The 21,832-nt window shown below is 48.1% G+C and carries 13 protein-coding genes and 1 tRNA gene; 8 read left to right on the top strand and 6 right to left on the bottom strand.

Annotated elements, in window-relative coordinates; all coding sequences use genetic code 11:
• Positions 1-1,863: a PQQ-binding-like beta-propeller repeat protein gene (locus UNH61_RS21205; RefSeq protein WP_326994004.1), complete on the top strand. Its 1,863-nt coding sequence runs from the start codon at positions 1-3 to the stop codon at positions 1,861-1,863.
• A gap of 187 nt (positions 1,864-2,050) precedes the next feature.
• Entirely contained in the window at positions 2,051-6,679 is a 4,629-nt protein-coding gene (locus UNH61_RS21200) for a DUF3320 domain-containing protein (protein WP_326994003.1), read from the top strand.
• Positions 6,680-6,697: 18 nt separating this feature from the next.
• On the opposite strand, the gene ygiD is transcribed toward UNH61_RS21200, so the two are convergent.
• From ygiD to msrA, 4 genes are all read right to left on the bottom strand, one after another.
• A complete protein-coding gene (gene ygiD, locus UNH61_RS21195) occupies positions 6,698-7,519 on the bottom strand; it encodes a 4,5-DOPA dioxygenase extradiol (protein WP_326994002.1) in 822 nt (273 codons plus the stop codon).
• A gap of 34 nt (positions 7,520-7,553) precedes the next feature.
• A complete protein-coding gene (locus tag UNH61_RS21190) occupies positions 7,554-7,964 on the bottom strand; it encodes an Rrf2 family transcriptional regulator (protein ID WP_326994001.1) in 411 nt (136 codons plus the stop codon).
• A gap of 57 nt (positions 7,965-8,021) precedes the next feature.
• Positions 8,022-8,429, bottom strand: a complete 408-nt coding sequence (locus UNH61_RS21185; RefSeq protein WP_326994000.1) for a hypothetical protein — start codon at positions 8,427-8,429, stop codon at positions 8,022-8,024.
• Positions 8,430-8,556: 127 nt separating this feature from the next.
• A complete protein-coding gene (gene msrA, locus UNH61_RS21180; protein WP_326993999.1) occupies positions 8,557-9,204 on the bottom strand; it encodes a peptide-methionine (S)-S-oxide reductase MsrA in 648 nt (215 codons plus the stop codon).
• A gap of 423 nt (positions 9,205-9,627) precedes the next feature.
• Here msrA and UNH61_RS21175 point away from each other — a divergent pair, with 423 nt between their 5' ends.
• From UNH61_RS21175 to UNH61_RS21150, 6 genes are all read left to right on the top strand, one after another.
• Complete coding sequence (locus UNH61_RS21175; RefSeq protein WP_326993998.1) at positions 9,628-11,736, top strand: MutS2/Smr-associated SH3 domain-containing protein; 2,109 nt, start codon at positions 9,628-9,630, stop codon at positions 11,734-11,736.
• A gap of 50 nt (positions 11,737-11,786) precedes the next feature.
• Complete coding sequence (locus UNH61_RS21170; protein WP_339070297.1) at positions 11,787-12,731, top strand: helix-turn-helix domain-containing protein; 945 nt, start codon at positions 11,787-11,789, stop codon at positions 12,729-12,731.
• A gap of 350 nt (positions 12,732-13,081) precedes the next feature.
• Complete coding sequence (locus UNH61_RS21165; RefSeq protein WP_326993996.1) at positions 13,082-14,257, top strand: efflux RND transporter periplasmic adaptor subunit; 1,176 nt, start codon at positions 13,082-13,084, stop codon at positions 14,255-14,257.
• A gap of 99 nt (positions 14,258-14,356) precedes the next feature.
• Complete coding sequence (locus tag UNH61_RS21160; protein ID WP_326993995.1) at positions 14,357-17,527, top strand: efflux RND transporter permease subunit; 3,171 nt, start codon at positions 14,357-14,359, stop codon at positions 17,525-17,527.
• A gap of 39 nt (positions 17,528-17,566) precedes the next feature.
• Entirely contained in the window at positions 17,567-18,970 is a 1,404-nt protein-coding gene (locus UNH61_RS21155; RefSeq protein WP_326993994.1) for an efflux transporter outer membrane subunit, read from the top strand.
• Between the two features lie 252 nt (positions 18,971-19,222).
• Positions 19,223-19,307 (top strand) — tRNA-Ser (locus UNH61_RS21150).
• Between the two features lie 469 nt (positions 19,308-19,776).
• On the opposite strand, the gene UNH61_RS21145 is transcribed toward UNH61_RS21150, so the two are convergent.
• Together UNH61_RS21145 and UNH61_RS21140 are read right to left on the bottom strand one after the other, a co-directional pair.
• Positions 19,777-20,541 carry a hypothetical protein gene (locus UNH61_RS21145; RefSeq protein ID WP_326993993.1) on the bottom strand — a complete coding sequence of 255 codons (765 nt, stop codon included), beginning with the start codon at positions 20,539-20,541 and terminating at the stop codon, positions 19,777-19,779.
• Between the two features lie 425 nt (positions 20,542-20,966).
• A complete protein-coding gene (locus UNH61_RS21140) occupies positions 20,967-21,731 on the bottom strand; it encodes an ATP-binding protein (protein ID WP_326993992.1) in 765 nt (254 codons plus the stop codon).
• Between the last annotated feature and the right edge of the window lie 101 nt (positions 21,732-21,832).

Raw genomic sequence — 21,832 nt, 5'->3', positions numbered from 1 at the left:
ATGAAATATTATGCGAGGCTATTGGCGTGGAGCCTGCTGCTGACGGGGATTTCCCCGGTAATAAAGGCGCAGAAGATATTCAAATTTGCCATGGTATCTGATACCCATGTGGGAAGCGACAATGCCCTGGAAGATCTGCAGCGAACCGTGGCCGATATCAATGCCCAGCCGGAACTCGCCTTTGTAGTCATTTCCGGCGATATCACGGAATTTGGCGCTGATGAAGAATTGCGGCTGGCGAAATCGGTACTGGACGGACTGCACAAGCCCTGGTATATTATTCCGGGCAATCACGATACCAAGTGGTCGGAGAGCGGTGGCAATACCTTCAGAAAGGTTTTTGGCAGCGAAACATTTTCCTTTACGTATGGCGGATACCGTTTCCTGGGCACCAACTGCGGACCTAATATGCGTATGGGACCCGGACAGGTACCAAGAGAGAATGTAGTATGGCTGAATAAACAATTAAGGGAGATGGATACCATTACGCCGGTTGTTTATGTAAATCACTATCCGCAGAATGCTGATCTGAATAACTGGTATGAAGCCATAGACCCGTTGAAGAAACACAACATACAGCTGATCCTTTGTGGTCACGGGCATGCGAACCATGTTTTTAATTTTGAAGACATCCCCGGCGTTATGTGCCGGTCTAACCTCCGGGCTAAAGACAGTATCGGTGGATATAACATCGTTACCGTGGGCAACGGCAAAGCCGTATTCGAAGAACGCACGCCGCTGGTTACCCGGAGCCGTCACTGGGCAGAGATACCCCTGGCCAGCCATATGGCCCGGCCCGGTCAACCTGCGTTCCCGCGCCCTTCGCAGGCCATGAACGATTCTTTCCCTGCAGTGAAAACAGGATGGGTATATCAGGATAACAGCGATATAGGTTCAGGCATGGCGTTATACAACAACCTGGTGATCTCTACCAATACCGCCGGCGAAATATATGCGTTACAGTTACAAAACGGAAAGAAGAAATGGACCTTTGCTACCAAAGGTAAAATCTATGCAACGCCCGAAGTGACGGGCAACAGGGTAGTGGTGGCATCTTCCGATAACAATATCTATTGTCTGCAGGCAGACAACGGGAAACTGTTATGGCGTTTTGAAACCGGCAAACCAATTGTGGCCAGTACACTGATCGTAAACGGTATCGCCTATACGGGATCTTCCGACGGGCATTTCAGGGCCATCAGTGTGGCAAGCGGAAAGCTGGTTTGGGAGTTCAGCGGTGTGAATGGTTTCGTGGAAGATAAACCACTTTATTACGGCGGTAACATCTATTTTGGCAGCTGGGGCAACGATTTCTACGCCCTGGATGCCCGTACAGGCGAGCTGAAGTGGAAATGGAACAACGGCGCCTCTAACCGGATGTTCTCTCCTGCCGCCTGCTGGCCGGTTGCTGCTAATAACAGGGTATTCATCGTGGCACCAGATAGGTATATGACTGCTTTTGACGCCGGAACCGGCAAAGTGATCTGGAGAACCTCGATGCCGGATAAGAAAGTCAGGGAATCCATCGGACTCTCCGCCGACAGCAGCGAAATATTCATCAAAACGATGGAAGGCCGCCTGTATGGCGTATCCACCCGCGCCGATAGTCTCGCACTCATGTGGCAGGCCAGTCTCGATATGGGATATGAACTGGATCCTGCTCCTTCGGTGGAAAGTAACGGCGTCATTTACGTATCTACCCACTCAGGTGTTGTTTATGCCGTAGACAGCCATCAACACACGCTTCGTTGGAAGTACAAACTATCTAACTGCCTTATTAATGCGATTTTGCCGGCAGGCAAGGATAAAGTGCTGATAAGTTCTATGGATGGGAAAATCGGGGCGTTGAAAATTAAGAATTAAGAGTAGAGAATTAAGAATAAAGCGCGAAGACCTTAGCGAATATGTGTAAAACATTATAATTCGCTAAGGTCTTCGCGCTTTATTCTTAATTCTCTACTCTTAATTCTTAATTTCAATCTTTATATACTTCTTCTCCCTGTTCACCGTTTATTAAAATTATATTTGCAGCGTTTTCATTTCGTTTATTATGATCGCATCCATATTAACCAGGCTTGAATCTGCCCGCAAGGAGTTACTGGATTTAGGTCTGAGAAATCCTTTGTTGAACTACAGATTGCCCGTGGGTAAGGGTTTACATATTGTTGAGGAACAATCTGCCGCCATTTATGATATACTGGTGAGGGAAAACAAAACCATGTCGTTTCTCGGGCGGTCCGAGAAAAAACAGGCTGGGGAAAGTGTGGAATACAATGAACCCGTATCGAAAGAGGCGATCTATGATACCCGTTTACAAACCAACGAAACGCCGAACATCCTGCATACAAAGCTGCTGAATACCTATTATGCAGCCCGCATGAGCATTGAAGAACAGGGGGTGAATATTTTGTACCTGTCTTTAGGAATGTTGCACTGGTATGAAGATGAAAAAGAGCAGGAAGCCCGCCTGGCGCCGCTTATCATGATACCCGTTCGTCTCGACAGGTCTGATGCGCGGGAACGTTTCCGGTTGAAATATTCTCTTGAGGAAATAGGCGCCAACATTTCCCTGCTGGCAAAAATGAAAGCGGATTTCAATATCGATATTCCTGATCTGCCGGATACTGAAGATTTTGAGGTGAATGATTATCTGGCTTCTGTAGCTGCCGCCGTGGAAAGTATGCCACGCTGGAAAGTAGCGCCGGATGCCATTGAGCTGGGTTTTTTCTCCTTTGGGAAATTCATGATTTATAACGACCTCGATGCATCCAAATGGCAAAACAACAATGATGTACTAACGCATCCGGTGATCCAGAGCCTTTTTGGGAACGGTTTTTCAGACGATCAGCCACAGATTCCGGAAGATGTTTTCATTGACCGGGATACGCCTGCCCACGAGCTTTTCCAGGTAGTGGATGCAGACAGTTCGCAGATAATGGCAATGTTATCGGTACAGGAAGGACGGAACCTGGTTATACAAGGGCCTCCGGGAACCGGTAAATCGCAGACGATCACCAATATCATTGCAGATGCCATCGGGCGCGGGAAGAAAGTGTTGTTTGTTGCGGAGAAACTGGCCGCACTGGAAGTAGTAAAGCGCCGGCTGGATAATATTCAGTTAGGCGAGGCCTGCCTGGAGCTTCACAGTCACAAAGCCAATAAAAAGGAGCTGCACCAGGAGCTGCGCCGCGTGCTGGAGCTGGGCCGGCCCAGGATACAGAAACTGCAGGAAGAGGTGCTGCTGCTGGACAGCTACAAAAAAGAACTGAATGATTATTGTCTCTCTATAAACGACACTATAGGTAAAAGCGGGCTGACAGCCCATCAGCTGATTGGCTACCTGTTAAGGCTAAACGAAGAAACAGCCGGAATAGTGTTGCCGGCCATACAGTTACCGGATATAGAACAATGGGATGCGGCAGCCATGAACAAGGCCACCACGATGGCTTTGCGTATACAGGCCTGTTTGCAGGAAACAGGAATGCCGGCGGCACTTACTTTTCGCGGCAGCCAGCTGACCGTGTTGCTGCCGCATGAGCAACAGGCCCTGGCCGATCAGCTGCAGAAAACGGCCGCATCGCTGGAAGCACTGCTGCAACAAACGAATGCCGTAGCCGGTAAGATGGGAATAACAGCGCCGGCGAATATTCCAACAACCAAAACACTGATCGATATATGTGAGCTGCTGGCACGGCAACCGGATCTGCAGGAGCTGGATGTAAACAATAAGGCCTGGTTGCAGCAGCAACAGGAGCTACACGACTGGCTCACCGCGGGCGAAGCAGCAACTGCTATACAGCTGCAATACCAGGAAGTGCTGATTCCTGAAGCCTGGGATCAGGATGTGCTGGAAATCCGGCAGGATCTGCTGGCTCATGGCGACAAATGGTACAAGTTCCTCATAGGTGCATACAAACGAAGCAATCGCCGGCTGGCAGCCCTTTGCAGGCATCGCCTGCCCGATTATAACGAAGAAAAGCTGCAGTATGTGGATGCCATCATGGAGTATAAACGGGAAGATGCGCTGTTGAAAGAACATGCAGAACTGGCCCGCACCCTGTTTGGCAGCCGTTGGCAGAAAGCGCAGACTAACTGGGCTGCCCTGCAAACAGCTACTGCTTATCTTACGGAACTGCATACACGCATTGCTTCCGGCAGCTGTTCGCCCGAAGTGGCAGTTTATCTGCAAAACAACCGTGATGCCGCTACGGCCCGTGCAGATGCGGAACGAATGCTCCGGCTTGTGCAGGAGCATCAGCAAAGCCGCGCTCAATTGCTGGATGAACTGGAATTGGGTGCAGGTATTTATCGTGGTGAGTTTGACGCAGAGCAGGCACAGCTGCAAACATGGATCAACAAATTGCCGGAGATTCATCATCTCATCGCCTGGAACAATGTAACGGAAACGGCTATACAGGAAAATCTGCAATGCCTGATTACTCCGGCACAGGAATGGGAAGGTGCACGGCAATGGCTGAAAACAGCGCTGCAAAAAAACTGGTACGAATACCTGGTGGAAACAGCCATCAAATCACAACCTGCACTCCGGAAGTTTGAAAGAGGCGGACATGAGGAAATTGTACAGCAGTTCCGCAGGCTGGATGTTGTTAATCTTCAGTATAACCGTGCCCGTGCCGCCTTGCAGCACTGGGAGCAGATGCCCCGGCTGGAGGCAGGCGGACAGGTTAATATCCTCCGCACGGAGTTCAATAAGAAAGCGCGTCATATGCCCATCCGCAAACTGATGCAGGAAGCAGGAGTGGTGATACAGGCGGTGAAACCGGTGTTTATGATGAGCCCATTGTCTATCGCCAATTTCCTCCCGCCGGGAGCGGTGGAATTTGACCTCGTGATATTCGATGAGGCCAGTCAGGTGAAACCGGTAGACGCACTGGGCGCTATTTTGAGAGGCAAACAACTGGTAGTGGTAGGAGATAATAAACAGCTGCCTCCTACCAGTTTCTTTGATTCGCTGACCCGGGAAACGGATGACGAAGACAATGTAACTGCAGATATGCAAAGTATCCTCGGCCTGTGCGACGCCCAGGGTGCTCCGCAACGTATGCTGCGCTGGCACTACCGGAGCCGGCATGAATCGCTCATCACGCTTTCCAATCATGAATTTTACGAGAACAAACTGGTGATATTCCCCAGTCCGGGTGATAAAGACAGCCGGGGCCTGGTATTCCATCACCTGAAAGATACCGCGTACGACAGGGGTAAAACCCGCACCAATCCGAAGGAAGCAGCTATTGTAGCAGATGCAGTGATGGAGCATGCCCGCCTGCATCCGGGCCTGAGCCTGGGAGTGGTGGCTTTCAGCACCACACAGCGACAGGCCATCAGCGATGAGCTGGAGCTGCGGCGCCGGAATGCGCCGGAGCTGGAATCGTTTTTCAGTGCACATCAGAACGAGCCCTTCTTCGTGAAGAACCTCGAAAACGTGCAGGGCGACGAACGGGATGTGATCTTTATTTCTATCGGTTACGGGCGTACGGAGGAAGGGTATGTGGCCATGTCGTTTGGTCCGCTGAATAACGACGGCGGCGAAAGAAGGCTGAATGTACTGATCACCCGCGCGAAGATGCGCTGTGAAGTGTTTACCAACATCACGGCCGATGATATAGATGTGACCCGGACCAGGAGCTACGGCATACAATCGCTGAAAAATTTCCTCTATTTCGCGCAGCATGGAAAGCTGTATATGACCGGAGAAACCGGCTTGCCGGCCGACAGTCCCTTTGAGGAAATGGTAGCTGCCAAACTGGAAGCGTTGGGATATACGGTAAGGAAACAGGTAGGTTCGAAGGGATTTTATATAGACATGGCTATTGTAGATCCCCGGTATCCCGGCAGGTATCTGCTGGGAATTGAATGTGATGGCGCGGCTTATCACTCCGCCCGTTCCGCCCGCGACCGTGACCGCCTGCGTCAGCAGGTACTGGAAGGTATTGGCTGGAAGATGTACAGGGTATGGAGTACCGACTGGTTCCGTAACCCGGAGAAAGAGCTGAATCGCCTCGTGGAAGTCATTGAGCAGGCCAGAACAGCGGCGGCTATTGATGATGATCAGATGGCGGCGCAGCGTGTGGCAGAACCTTCTATCACGAGGGAAGTAGTGGAGGAAGAAAACGTAGAGGTGCCTGCGTACGAAGAAGCGGTGCTGCCGGAAGATATCCGGGAACAGGAATTTCATCAGGCGCCTATGGTGAAGCTGTGTGGTTGGGTAGAGCAGGTGGTGAATGTGGAAAGCCCGGTGCATTTCGATGAACTGGCCCGCCGCATGGTGGAGGCCGCAGGCATTACCCGTGTGGGCCCGCGTATCCGTGAAATACTGCGCCATGCCGTCAGGCATTCAGATGCCAGCAAACGCATTAAGATAAAAGGACAGTTCCTATGGGATACAGACTTGCCAACGCCCGTAGTCCGCAACAGAAGCCAGTTACCGGCATCTGCCCGGAAAATTGGCTACATTGCTGTAGAAGAAATTGGGGTGGCACTGGAACGAGTGGTGAAGGATGCAGTAGCGATTGAAAGGGAAGAAGCAGTGCCGTTTATTGCCCGGATGTTCGGGTATAGCCGGGTGACCGAAGAAATGAAAGAAGAGTTGCTGAAAGCGATTGATATCTGCGTGGAAACAACAGGCATGCAAAAAGAAGGCGAACTGCTGAAAGCCTGATATCGTACAGGGGATGTATTAAACGGTGGTAAAGCAACGCATGCTGATACTCCCATTCTGTATTTCTTCATATGTAAACCTGATATCTTCTTCCTTATCTATCAACCCGAGTGTATATAACATAGGAAGATAATGATCATTGGTAGGAATGGAAAGCTGCGCTTCCCGGCCAAGTGTATGATAGTTAACCAGGTCGTTGAAGGCGCGTTGTTCCAGTTTCTCCTTCACTGTATGATCGAACGAAAGGGCCCAGTCGAACGGTTGGGCATTATCCGAGAAGCTGACCTGGCGCAGGTTATGTACGATGTTACCGCTACCCATGATCAGCACGCCTTTGTCGCGCAGCGCTTTCAGCTCGGCAGCCAGTTTGAAATGGTATTCCGGGGATTTATAGAAATCGATACTTAGCTGGAACACAGGTACATCGGCCTTCGGGTACATATGGCGGAGTACCGTCCATGAGCCATGATCGAGGCCCCACTGGTCATCTTCCACTACGTCGGCGGAAGTAATCAGCTGTTTGGTTTCCCTGGCCAGTTCCGGCGCGCCGGGAGCCGGGTATTGTACGGCATACAGGGCTTCGGGGAAACCGCCGAAATCGTGTATGGTAGAAGGTTTGGGTGCAGTTAATACATGCGTGCCTTTGGTCAGCCAGTGCGCTGAAATAACAAGGATGGCAGTGGGTTGGTTGCCCACATCCTTTCCCATTTTGCTCAGGGCATGGGTAAAAGCATTGTCGCTGATACCATTCATTGGGTTGCCGTGGCCAATGAACATAACCGGCATCCGGTGGGTGCTTTTAAAATCGGCTGTAATATTTTTAAGATCGTGGAGGTCCATATTGTGGTTAGCTTTTAGTTGCTGACAGCTATTGTTATTTGAATTGGCGAAGAAAATCTGCCAGGCTCATTTTCTCCAGTTTATGCAGCAATGCTCCTTCTATTTCAAGATAAAGACTATCGAGGTGCTGATTGATTTGCTTGCCGATGGGGCAATCGGGATTGGGTTTATTCTTGCTGTTTCCCAGCAGGGAGGCCTGCTGCACCGCATGAAAAACTTCCGATAGCCGGATCTTATCAGCGGATTTGGCCAGGGTGGCCCCTCCGTTTTTTCCTTCCTTGCTTTCCACGAGGCCGTAGTTACGCAGGTTGCTCACCTCTTTGCGTACCAGTACCGGGTTGATATTGATGCTGCCGGCAATATAGTCGGACGATAATAATTCCCCCTCTGCGCTGGCCAACAGCGTCAGAATGTGCAAAGAGATGGGAAATCTTGAATTATTCATTCTGTAATCGACTTTATTACAGTACAAAAGTACAATAATAATGGTTAATTGAAAAATTTATGTGTGTGTGAAGAAGTACACCACACTGGCAATAGCAAGTAGTGCAACAATAAGAATGATGACGCCGGCATTTTTACCGGGTTTCTTGACGGCACGGCGTATACCCCGGGCGTTGATCAGTTGTTCTACAGCGGCTTTGGCGTCGTGAGGGGAAAGGTGGTGATCCGGGAGTTTGTTGATTTCAGTCAGATAATGGGCAACGGCGTTGGCCTTACCTGCGTTCAGGCAAAGCTGCATTGTTTTTTCTTCGATCAACCGTTTGGCGGCTTCTATCTTCGGGTCGATCTCCGAGATGACCCTTTGGCATTGTGGACATAGGGTTGGGGCCTCTTCAGGGCCGGTTACCGTGGTTGCGCTCATAGTGGTGATACTCCCGCACCAGGGACATTTTTGATCAGTGCTCATTAAGAGTGGAACATTTTTAAGTATAAGGAAGATAGGGAATTTTCATGGTTTAATGCAGAGAAAGGAAGTTAATAGCAGCTAACTGTTATTTTTTAGTTGTTTATATATGAAGAAAAGCAACTAATTATCAGTTGCTTTTCTTTAATTTTCCGGCAAAGGCCTTTTTGAATTTCTCCAGTTTGGGCTTGATCACAAAGGTGCAATAAGGTTGTGAGCCGTTCTGGTTATAGTAGTTCTGGTGATAATCTTCCGCTTTATAGAATGCTGTCATGGGAGCAATTTCCGTGACAATTGGTTTATTGTAGGCGCCGGATTCCTGCAGTTTCTTTTTATAGAATTCCGCTTTTTCCTTTTGCTCTTCGCTGTTATAGAAGATGACGCTGCGGTATTGCGTGCCTACATCGTTGCCCTGGCGGTTGAGCTGGGTAGGATCGTGGCTGAGCCAGAAAGCCTGCAGGAGCTCGTCGTAGCTGATTTTAGCGGGATCGTAGGTTACGCGGATGACCTCTGCGTGGCCCGTGGTACCTGTGCACACCTGCTCGTAGGTGGGGTTGGGTACGGAGCCGCCGGCGTAGCCGGATTCTACTTTAAGAACACCATCCAGGTATTGAAATTGCGCCTCAGTGCACCAGAAGCAGCCGCCTCCGAAAGTGGCGGTTGCGTTTTTTTGATTGTTGTTTACTTCCATATCGCCGGGTACTTTATCGTTTTTATGTTGGGCACAGGCAAACAGGGCCAGTGCGATCAGGAAAATGAAGATGGAATATTTTCTCATAAAAATAAAGTTCAAAGAAACGGATTTTTTTTAACAGGCAGAACCTAATACTGTAAAGGGATTGCTACCCGCCGGCGGGACCCGGATTCCCCGGTTCCCATGATAATTTACGTAATAGATGATGGAGAAGAAGCCAGAGTTACTTAACTTTAACATTCTTTTGCAGTTTAGAGGAACCCGGGGGCGCCCCGAAAAACCGCCAGCAATATAAGTCAGCAGCAGCAGAAACAGATATAAAAGCCGGGTTACCGGAGATGTTTGATAGCATAATGACAATAACAATGGACAAGAATTAATAATTTTCCCGGATTAACTTTCTCCGCCACAACGTTGGCCGCGCATTTTCGCGCAAACTATAAACCTATTCGCAGTCACAAACGACCCTGGTTGTTGGTGTCTTCTTACATTAAATAATATAACACCTTGAAATATTTTCCTGAATCTGCGTTAGTGCAGTTGGAATTCGATAAAGTACAGGCATTGCTGCAAGAGCACTGCAAAACAGAATTGGGTAAAGAGCTGGCCGCAGGATTACGCTTACATACACATATTGATTATGTACAAACAGCCCTGCAACAGGCACATGAATATAAACAGCTTACCCTGTTACAAGAGAATTTTCCGAACGATTATATCCTGAATCTGAGGAGAGAATTGCGCCTGCTGGCAATCGACGGCGCCGTACTCACTGGTGAACAGGCCATGCTGCTGCGTAAGCTGGCAGAAAGTATGCATAGCATTGTACGCTTCTTCGACCACGACCGGCGCACGCAATATACCGGTCTTTATGATGTCATCAAAGACACACATTACGAGAAAAAGATCACTGCCACCATCGATGAAGTGCTGGACGAGCTGGGACAGGTGAGAGACAATGCCTCCCCCGAGCTGGCGCGCATCCGTATATCCCTGTTCCGTAAGCGTACGGAGCTGCGGCGGGTATTCGACAGGATCCTGCAGAAGCTGCAGAAACTCAATTACCTGGCCGACCAGGAAGAGGCTTTCCTCAACGGACGCCGGGTAGTAGCCATCTATGCAGAGAATAAGCGGATGGTAAAAGGGATCATTCATGGAGAATCAGATACCCGTAAAACCGCATTCCTGGAGCCGGAGGAAACCATAGAGCTGAATAACGATATACAATCGCTTGAAAGAGAAGAAGACCGCGAAGTATACCGCATACTAAAAGCGATGACCGCCTCACTGAGTACTTATGCACCTTTGCTGAACAGTTATCATGATATACTGGGCACCTTTGATTTTATCAGGGGCAAGGCGAAACTGGCCCTGGACATGGATGCCAATTACCCGATGCTGTTGCCACATGCAGAGCTGAACCTGGTGCAGGCATATCATCCGTTGCTGTTATTATACAACCGTAAAAACCAGAAGCCGACCATACCGGTGAGCATCAACCTGGATAAGGATAACCACATCCTGGTGATCAGCGGACCGAATGCCGGCGGTAAAACGGTTACACTCAAAACGATAGGGCTGATCCAGCTGATGTTGCAGGCGGGACTGCTGGTGCCGGTTCATCCATCTTCCCAAATAGGTATATTCAAGCAATTGATGATCCATATCGGAGATACCCAGTCGCTTGAATTTGAACTGAGTACTTATAGTTCGCATCTGAAGAACATGAAGTATTTCATGGAGAATGCCAATGGCAGAACCCTTTTCTTCATAGATGAGCTGGGAAGCGGATCTGATCCTAACCTGGGAGGCGCTTTCGCGGAAGTAATCATGGAGGAACTGGCGAAGAAACATGCCTTTGGCGTGGTAACCACTCACTACCTCAACCTGAAGGTGATGGCCAATAAAGTGAAAGGCATCATCAACGGAGCAATGGGCTTTGATGAAGAGACACTGTTGCCGATGTATAAGCTGATGGTAGGTAAACCGGGAAGCTCTTACACCTTTTCCATTGCCGAGCGCATAGGATTACCGCCGCAGCTGATTGCCCGGGCAAAGAAGCTGGTGGATGAAGGGCATTTCCGGCTCGACAAGTTGCTGAATAAAGCAGAGCAGGACCTGCAGAAAGTGGAGAATAAAGAGAAGGATTTGCAAAAGTTGCTGAAAGAAAATGAGCGTTTGAAAAAGGAGTACGAAATATTATCAGACAAAGAGCGTAAGCAACAACAATACACACTGCTGAAATTGCAGAACCAGATTAAGGAAGAAGATCTGCAGTATCTGAAAGATATGGAGCGTAAGCTGAAGCAGATTGTTGTAGAGTGGAAACGTGCCGATGATAAGGAGAAAGTGATGAAGCAGGCAGAAATCCTTTTGTTCCGCAGAAGAGAGAAACAGCATAATGAGAAGCTGAACAAAAAAGTACAGGAGAAATTTGAAGAAGTAAAAGGAGAAATCGCCATAGGATCGCAGGTAAAGATTACTACCAACCGTCAGGTAGGTAAGGTGCTGGAGATAAGGGATAAGCGTGCCATTGTGAAGATTGGTAATATTCCGATTAATGTGAAGCTGAGCGACCTGGTACTGGTTCAGGAGAAGCCGGAGGTAAGCAATTAGGTAGTTATAGAAACTATCTATACCGCGTATAGTTGGCTAAGGGTTATTTTATGAATTACCTTTACCCTACGGAAACAGTAAAAAACATTACCCAAAAAAGTACAACAACAATGGAAGTAATAGCAAGTGTTGCAACACGTAGTTCTGTTGTGGAGATCGCCAATTGTGATTACGCGGAGGGGGCTAATTTTTATATGGGCGAATGGAAAGGAGAGTGTTTTGGAGATGAAATGAATGTTCCCCACCGTCATAATGGATATAGTGTAGATATATTAATTAAAGGTACAATCCGGCAGTCGATCGATTTTAAGGAATACCACATACAGGCACCGGCATTGATGTTGCTGGAGCCGGACCAGGTTCATCAGCATGTAATGAGTGAAGATGCAGAGCTGATCAATATTTACTTCACCGATGATTTTCTGGTGCCGGAAATGCAGGGTGTAGTGAGTTGCTGGCGTTGCGTTTTCAGTTCAGGAATGATTCCGTTGAGTGAGGAGGAGCTGGAGGAAGTATTGGGGTATGCAGATTTGATTCGCAAGGAGTATCATGGAAACAAGCTGCGCAAAGATGCGATCATCCGCAACCTGTTGAATGCTTTTGTGATTGCCTGTGGAAGAATTTCTGAGCCTTCGGGCAACTGGATGAACGGAGAAAGCTCACAATATAATATGGTGAGGCAATTCAAGATGCTGGTAGATCAGCATTTCCATCAGAAGCCGCAGGTATCCGACTATGCAGAAATGTTATATGTTTCCCCTGGTCATCTGAATGATACCGTGAAAGCCTTGTTGGGGAAAAATGCAAAATACATTATCGACGAAAAGCGGATTATGGAAGCAAAACGTCTCTTATATTGGGGCGAACATTCTATCAAACAAATTGCTGCTCAATTGAATTTTGAGGACGACGCATATTTCAACAGGTTTTTTAAGAAACATTCGGGATATACTCCGGCATCGTTTCAAAGGAGTATCCGTGAAAAGTACAATTAAACCCGTAATAATTTAAACGTCCGTTAACTTAAATTGTCTATTTTTGCACTGTCTTTAAAAAACAATGATGTTGCCCGTGCATCATTAAAATTAGAAAACCGATGAGAATTTACTAGCGGCCTACCGCAAAATCTACTGATTTTCTTGTTGCAGTAGTAACAAAATACTGCGTCAGTACATATAATGACTGTGACGTTATATGTGCCCATGTGTTACGGGGCTGCCTACCTGTACTCACCACAACCCGAATGCTGTCATTGAAAATTGATTGCTGCGAAGCAAGGCTGTCTTTAACTGGCCTTGGTCGCCGGAGGGGATCTTATTGTTTAGTTTTTTATTAAAAAAAATGTATGAAACCATTGAAATCAACAATTGCTAATTTGCCGGCGGGCTTATTTTATAGTTTGATCGTTATTTCTGTGATGTCGGCCTGCAGTGCATCTCAGGCGAAGAACGAAGCGCCGCCTCCTGCACCGTTGCCTGTGCTGAAGCTGAGCACCGTGCCGGCCACTACCTATAGGGAATTCAGCGCAGCGCTGGAAGGCCGTACCAACGTGGAAATCCGCCCACAGGTGGAAGGAACACTGGAAAAGATTTATGTGGATGAAGGTGCCTATGTAAAAGCTGGTCAACCTTTATTCAAAATCAACGACCGGATGTACAGCGAACAACAAAGCAATGCCAGTGCTTCATTACAGGCTGCCAAAGCGAACCTGGAAAAAGCAAAGGTAGAAGTAGACAGGCTTACGCCGCTGGTAAACAACAATGTAGTATCTGATGTACAGCTAAAAACTGCACAGGCAAATTACGAAGCTGCGAAAGCTGCAGTAGGCCAGGCGCAGGCACAGCTCGGATCTACTCACATCAATGTAGGGTATACCCTGATCACGGCTCCTGTTAGTGGATATATAGGAAGGATTCCTTACAAGATAGGCGCGTTGGTTGGCAGGGCAGAACCACAGCCCCTCACCATATTGTCGGACGTAAACGAGGTGTATGCTTATTTTTCCATGAGCGAACCCGAGTTCCTGAAATTTAAGAACGAAACACCCGGCAATACAATTGCAGATAAGGTGAAACACCTGCCTGCAGTGGAGTTGAAGCTGGCCGACAACAGTATTTATCCTGAGAAAGGACGGATTGAAACCATGGAAGGACAGTTCGATAAAACAATGGGTGCGGTAAGCTTCCGGGCTACGTTCCCGAATACTTCCGGGTTACTCCGTTCCGGTAATACAGGAAAAGTACGTTTGCCTGAACAGTTTGCAGATGTGGTAATAGTACCCACAGAAGCTACTTATGAACTGCAGGATAAAGTAATGGTATTTGCAGTGGCAGACAGCAACAAGGTTACTGGTATTCCCATCACTATAGCCGGTAAAAGCGGTAACTATTATTTCGTAGAGAAAGGCGTTAAAGCTGGTCAGCGTATCGTATACACTGGTCTGGACCGCCTGCACGATGGTACCGTGATCGCTCCGCAACAGATGTCGCTCGACAGCCTGTTGAAAGTGAGGCCGCTCTAATTTTTCATCACGAAGGTGATAACTGCACACGGTGATGCCGGGTGCAGTCATCCTTCCCCAACGCCATCAGATTGATGACGCTTAAATTCTATTGCTTGTATGTTTAGAAAATTTATAGAACGGCCGGTATTGGCCACAGTTATATCCATCATACTGGTCATCCTGGGGATACTGGCGTTGTATACGCTGCCCATGAGCCAGTTCCCGGAAATTGCGCCGCCGAGTGTTGCGGTAACAGCATCTTATCCGGGCGCCAACGCGGAAGTGGTAGCACGTTCTGTAGCCACTCCCATAGAAGAGGCGGTGAATGGTGTGGAGAACATGACTTACATGACCTCCAACTCCAACAACGATGGTTCCATGACCCTGAACATTTATTTCAAACTTGGAACGAATCCGGATCTGGCTGCCGTAAACGTGCAGAACCGCGTAGCGAAAGCTACCAGTCTGCTGCCGGCAGAAGTAGTGCAGGCAGGTATCAGTACGCAGAAACAGCAGACCAGCATGATCATGGTGGTGAACCTGATGAGCGACAAGCCTGAATACGACGAAACATTTCTGCAGAACTACGCCAAGATTAACATCATCCCGGAAATCCAGCGTGTGAACGGGGTAGGCCAGGCGATGGTGTTTGGCGCGAAGGATTACTCCATGCGTATCTGGCTCAAACCTGAAAGGCTGACAGCGTATAATATGTCGCCCCAGGAAGTGTTGGGTGCTATCCACGATCAGAATCTGGAAGCGGCTCCCGGCCGTTTCGGAGAGTCCAGCAAGGAATCTTTCGAATATGTAATCAAGTATAAAGGAAAGCTGAACAAGAACCAGCAGTACGAAGACATTATTCTGCGTGCCAATGCCGATGGTTCTGTAGTACGGCTGAAAGATGTGGCCCGCGTGGAATTTGGCTCCTTTAGTTATGGTAGTGATACCCGTGTGAATGGTAAATATGGTATTGGTATTGCCATTAACCAGACATCAGGATCAAACGCCAATGAGATACAGGAGAATATCAACAAATTAATGAAGAAAGCAGGCGCGAGTTTGCCTACCGGTATCGAGTACTTTAATATCTATAGCACCAAAGAATACCTCGACGAATCCATTGACCAGGTGAAACACACGCTGATTGAAGCGTTTATCCTGGTATTCATTGTGGTATTCATCTTCCTGCAGGATCTGCGTTCTACGCTGATCCCTGCGATAGCGGTACCAGTAGCCATTGTAGGTACTTTCTTCTTCATGAAATTATTTGGGTTCTCTATCAACCTGCTGACGTTGTTCGCGCTTATCCTGGCGATTGGTATTGTGGTGGATGACGCCATTGTGGTGGTGGAAGCGGTGCATGCGAAGATGGAGCGGGGGGCTAATCCGCGGAATGCGACCTTATCGTCTATGCAGGAGATATCCGGTGCGATTATATCCATTACGCTGGTAATGTCGGCCGTGTTCATTCCTGTTGGTTTCATGGAAGGCCCGGCGGGCGTGTTTTACCGGCAGTTTGCCTTCACGCTGGCGATCGCCATCCTTATCTCGGCGCTGAACGCGTTGACGCTGAGCCCTGCGTTGTGTGCCCTGATATTGAAGAATAACCACGCAACCGGACATGACGAAAAACATGGAGCTCCGGCGAAGAAAGGTTTCGGACAGCGTTTCTTTACCGCATTCAATACCGGCTTCAATGCCATGACCTCTAAATATGGCAACGGGCTGCAGTTCCTGATCAAGAACAGGTGGGTAGCTGTTGGTGGATTGATCATTGTTACCATCGCCACTGTGTGGCTGATGCGCAAAACGCCATCAGGGTTTATTCCTACAGAGGACCAGGGATTTGCAGTGTATTCAGTTACCATGCCTCCCGGATCTTCTCTGGAGCGCACCCGCGAAGTAGTGGCGAAAGTAGAACATATCGTAAAAGACCTGGAGTCGTCTAAAGCATATCTGAGTGTATCAGGTTTCAACTTCCTGTCGAACTCCAGCAGTGCCACCTCCGGCGTAGGTTTCATCAAACTGAAGCCACATGCTGATCGTGGCGCCATCAAAGACATCAATGCGCTTATGGGCATGTTGCAGCAGAAACTTGCCAGCATTCCGGAAGCAAGCGTGTTCGTATTTAATATGCCTACCGTACCGGGTTTCAGTAACGTAGCCGGTTTCGAAGTAGTGTTGCAGGACCGTACAGGTGGGCCGCTCGACAAACTGGGGCAAACAGCCTACGGATTTATTGGGGAGCTGATGCAGCGTAAAGAGATTGCCTTTGCATTTACCACATTCAACAACGGACATCCGCAATATGAGCTGGAGATCGACGATCGTAAGGCGAAGCAGCTGGGAGTAGCCGTGGGTGATATCCTGCAAACCATGCAGGTGTATTACGGAAGTATGTATGCGTCTGACTTCAACCGTTTTGGTAAGTACTACCGTGTGATTGTGCAGGCAGATGCGGACCGCCGTAAAGATCCTGCCTCACTGGATGGGGTATACGTAAAGAATCAGCATGGCGAGATGGTACCCATCAACACGATGGTATCACTGCAACGGGTATACGGACCTGAAACAGTAACCCGTAACAACCTGTTCAACGCTGTAACCATCAACGGTCAGGCTAAGCCCGGATACAGCAGTGGCGACGCCATCAAAGCGGTGGAAGAAGTAGCAGCGAAGTATCTGCCAAGAGGGTTTACCTATGAGTGGGTAGGTATGACGAAGGAAGAGATCAGTGCAGGTAACCAGGCGGTGATCATCTTTAGCCTGTGTCTCATCTTTGTATACTTCCTGCTGGCAGCACAATATGAGAGTTACATATTGCCACTGGCAGTAATCCTCTCTATTCCGCTGGGTATCTTTGGTGTGTTTGTATTCATCAACCTGTTTGGTATCGACAACAACATCTATGTACAGGTAGGATTGATTATGTTGATAGGGTTGCTGGCGAAAAACGCGATCCTGATTGTGGAGTACGCCGTACAGCGCAGACGCAGTGGTATGGGATTGGTAGCTTCTGCTATACGTGCGGCCAAGCTCCGTTTGCGCCCGATTCTCATGACCTCTTTCGCCTTTATTGCGGGCTTGTTGCCGCTGATGCGTGCAACAGGATCATCCGCCCTGGGTAACCGGTCTATCAGTACCGGTGCCGCCGGAGGTATGCTCACAGGCGTGATACTGGGTGTATTTGCGATCCCGGTATTGTATGTGATATTCCAGTACCTGCAGGAAAAGATAAGCCGGAAACCAATGGTAGTAGAGGCTTCCGAAGAAGTACTGGTACATTAATACTGGTTGAACAATTAAACAGAATCAGAAACAAGACAAATGAAAACAAGACATAGCATATTATTCCTTTTAGTTGTAGGGTTAGCAGCATGCCGGGTTGGCCGTAATTATCAGCGGCCACCGGTGGCGCTGCCCCAGCAGTTCGGGAATGCAGCACCATCGGACAGCAGCATTGCGGAGATGGAATGGAAGCGTTTTTTTACTGATGCAACTTTACAGCAGTTGATAGATAAGGCCCTTACCGGCAACTATGATCTGCAGCTGGCAGCAAAGAAGGTAGAAACAGCAGAAGCTTATTTGAAGCAGGCGAAACTGGCGTGGTTGCCTGCATTCACCGCCTCCGCTTCCGCTAACACCAACTTCCCTTCAAAGAACAGTTTTACAGGATTGAATCTCTCTGTTAATAACCTGGGAGATCATTTGGAAGATTTCAGTATAGGCGTGGGGATGTCGTGGGAGATAGATATATGGGGCAAGATTCGCCGTCAGAAAGAAGCAGCGCTGGCCAGTTATCTGCAGTCGTACGAAGGTGCGAGAGCAGTAAGAACCGGTCTGGTGGCTTCTATCGCCAACAGTTATTTCAACCTGCTGATGCTGGATAATCAGCTCACCATTGCCAGGAGGAACCTGGAGCTCAGCGACACCATCGTAAAGATGATCCGTTTGCAGAAGGCAGCGGGAGAAGTTACTGAGCTGGGTGTGCAGCAGGCTATATCCCAGCAGCAGACAGCAGAGATGCTGATACCGCAGCTGGAGCAGGGAATCACCATCCAGGAGAATGCGTTACGTATTCTTACAGGAGAACTGCCGGCCACTATAGCCCGTGGTAGTGGCCTTGGTGATTTCCATGTAGCAGATTCACTGCCTGCAGGCGTACCAGCGGCGATGATCAGTCGCCGCCCGGATGTGAGGGCCACCGAAATGGGCCTGGTAGCAGCCAATGCGCAGGTAGGAGTGGCGCAGGGAAGCATGTACCCAACCCTGAACATCACCGCCAATGGAGGTTTGAATGCCTTCAAGGCCAGCACCTGGTTTAACATGCCGGCATCGTTGTTTGGTACAGTGGCCGGAAGCCTGACGCAGCCTATCTTCCAGCGCCGACAGCTGAAAACCCAGCTGGAAGTGGCTAAGATACAGCGTGAGCAGGCCGTGATCCAGTTCAGGCAATCGGCACTGAATGCTATAGGAGAGGTGAGCGATGCGTTGGTGAAATTGGATAAAACAAAGAGTCAGCAGGAAATCGCCGTACGACAGGTAAGTACCTCCCAGCTGGCGGTTCAGCAGGCACAGTTGCTTTTCCGCAGTGGGCTGGCTAACTACCTGGAAGTGATCACCGCACAATCCCGTTCATTACAGGCGGAGCTGTCGAAGGCTGATATAGACCGGCAGCGTCTGAGTGCGATGGTAGACCTTTACCGTTCGCTTGGTGGAGGATGGAAGTAATATTTAACATCAATAGATAAACGTAGGAAACAACAGAAGAATTTAGGTTAAGAGTGAAGAATTAAACAAAAACCGACAGGAGATTCCCCTTACAGACAGGCAAAGACCGACAGGAGATTTTAAGACTAACAGCCTGGAGGAGGAGGGGGTAATCAACTGTCGGTTTGTATTTTATGCTTACTGGTAGCGGGTTTAGAAAATTTTTGAAAAAAAATTTGTTAGTTTGAGGGAGTTTCATACTTTTGCGTCCCTGGAGAGTTGGCAGAGCGGTCGATTGCGGCAGTCTTGAAAACTGTTGACTGTAACAGGTCCCGGGGTTCGAATCCCTGACTCTCCGCTAAAGGAAACAATCAGAAATGGTTGTTTCCTTTTTTTTGTGCCTATATTTAGTCGTTTTATAGAGAGTTGTGCGGGGTGTTCCGGGATCAAGTTGAAAACTTGGGGGATTAGTAATAGTTCTCCTGGTATGGATGAAGAACAATCGCTTACATCCATACAAGCCAGTGCGGCAGCATGAAGGAGTGATAGGAGAAAGCAGGAGGATTAATGGGAGAATGGTGCAGGTAAGGTGGAGTTGATCTGAAGATGGATGGATGATGTGGTGAATGAAGTTTTAGCTGGGGTATAATAGCGCAGGGCAAAACTGCAGTGAGGTATCGGGTATTTTTCTAAGCAACAATCAGGCATATACCTGTAAAAAAGGCCGGTATTCATACATCCGGACATGGGTATCCATGAACCAATTTCCTGGAAATAATATAAGAGCAGCTGATAACAATCGCCGGTCAGGAACAAGCTATACCTGTTCATTCCCGTTGTAAGGCTAATGAAGAGTAGCCAATAGCAGAACCCTTAAGTGACAGTACGTCCTGGTACAATGGCCATCGTTTCAATAGTGGTTTGCTGTGTATTTTACCAGCTTGTGGGATTGGAGATGCTGCTGTAGTTACAGCGATCACCTCTGCAGTCATGTATTTGCTGTTGTCCATAACCAGGCTCCCCTGGAAAGCGCGTACCTGTAATACGACGATCCCTGTTCCTTTTCCCGGAACGGTCATGTTTAGTTCCATGCCTTCGAACGGTTTACTGAGGTCAATCATCTTTGTGATGGAGACTGCGCCTGTAACCCGCCGGTGGGCAAAATGAGCCCGCACAGCGATGGCTTTTATCTCAAAATGGGTGAATCCGGACAATCGTGATAATTCCTGTGCAGGAATCAGCAGTATGTCATCGGGTGTGAATATGGGGGAGTGAGAGAAGAATTTTTCCAGGCCGGTGTGCCGGTTGAACCGGTATCCTTTTATGCCCTGTACGCCGGATTGTATCAGCACTTTGTTCAGCCGGTTTACGAAAGCGTCGTCGCAACGAAGATCCAGGTGGGGGGCGAATGCTTTGCGTATGAGGCGGCCTTTACGGCTGGCAATACCAAAATTGCGGGCAGCCTGCCGGGTGGCCGTTGTTTGTTTTACCCGGGCAGGCATACTACGCAGGAAGTGAACTCCATTGCGTTCGTAGCCAATTACGTTATCCAGCCTGCCGGTAAAGAGGAATGGACCTGATTGCGTTGCCATGTTACCTACGTTTTTCTTAAAGTTATGACAACCGGGGGATCAGCTTCCGTGATTTCTTTAGCAATTATCAAATGTGTCTGGCCTGGGTGTTAGCGTATATTCAACGGGAAGTACCCCGGAAGAGGGAATTGTTCAGTACTGATTACACGGGTATTAGAAGATTTCGAAAAGTTGGATGGCAAACTATTACAGGTCACCTGCCCCAAGGTTTTCAACTTGATCCGTGTTCCGGAATAAATTGGTGTTCGGGCTTTGATCTTAAGATTATTCCGTGAGTTGATCTAACTGTAAAGGCCCAATGAAATAGCTGATTTCAGGTGTTCGATTCATACCTTATGGGTACTTACTATTTCTACTCTTGTACGTTTTTGCAATGAGATAAAGGGAGCCTAATATTATATGGATATATAGGGCTGAATACATAGTTACGCTAAAAGCGGTAATGAATAGAAAAAAGTGGCTCCATGACCGTATGCAGATTCCGCCCATAATTTTCCATCCATTTGCCAGATCATATCCTGGCAAATACTTAAGGCAATTCCGGCGCCCTGTAAATAATGGCTGTCTAACACCCTGGTATCCTGAGTATTAAATAACCGTTCAAGCTGATCTTCCCTGATTCCCATCCCCTGATCTGCAAAGGCAACTGTAATCTGGTTGTCTTCAACACGGCATGATATGTTTATGGTTCCCCCTGGAGGAGAGTATTTGGTGGCATTACTTAATATATTTCTATTAATGAATTGCAGCATTTCTTTATTTGCATGAACGAGTTGATGCTCTGGGATAGTATTAGCAATACGAATAGCTTTACTCGCCTGATCATGAATATACAGCCCATTAGCATTGTTGATCAGATCACGTAAGTGTAATGGTTGTGCTTCATAAGTATAACCGTTGCTTTGAGATTTCATCCAAAAAACCAGCCCATCGAGCAGTTTGATACTTTTCGATGCCGTATGACGCATATGGTCAAAGATCATATATAATTCTTCTTCGGATAAAGGGTGATCTGCATATTTGATCATGTCTGCAGCTGAGATAAGCGTAGCAAATGGTTGTCTGAGATCATGTACTAATACTGAAATCAGCATTTTGCTGAAGCTATCTGAAGCATCTTGCTTTTTTTTGGTCATCATTAGTGGGAACAATTGGTCTCCTGTCGATACAATACCTGTATTTAGAGGCATGAATTATTGTGATTTATGTACGCTATCGAATCGGTAACTTCACTTATTGAAGCCCGTTCTCTTAATCATGTGTTCTACGTCTTGTGGGTTATACCTTCTGA

The organism is Chitinophaga sp. 180180018-3 (assembly GCF_037893185.1).
Classification (GTDB): Bacteria; Bacteroidota; Bacteroidia; order Chitinophagales; family Chitinophagaceae; genus Chitinophaga.
The sequence above is the reverse complement of the archived record's forward strand: the minus strand, read 5'-3'. Positions and strand labels throughout refer to the sequence as shown.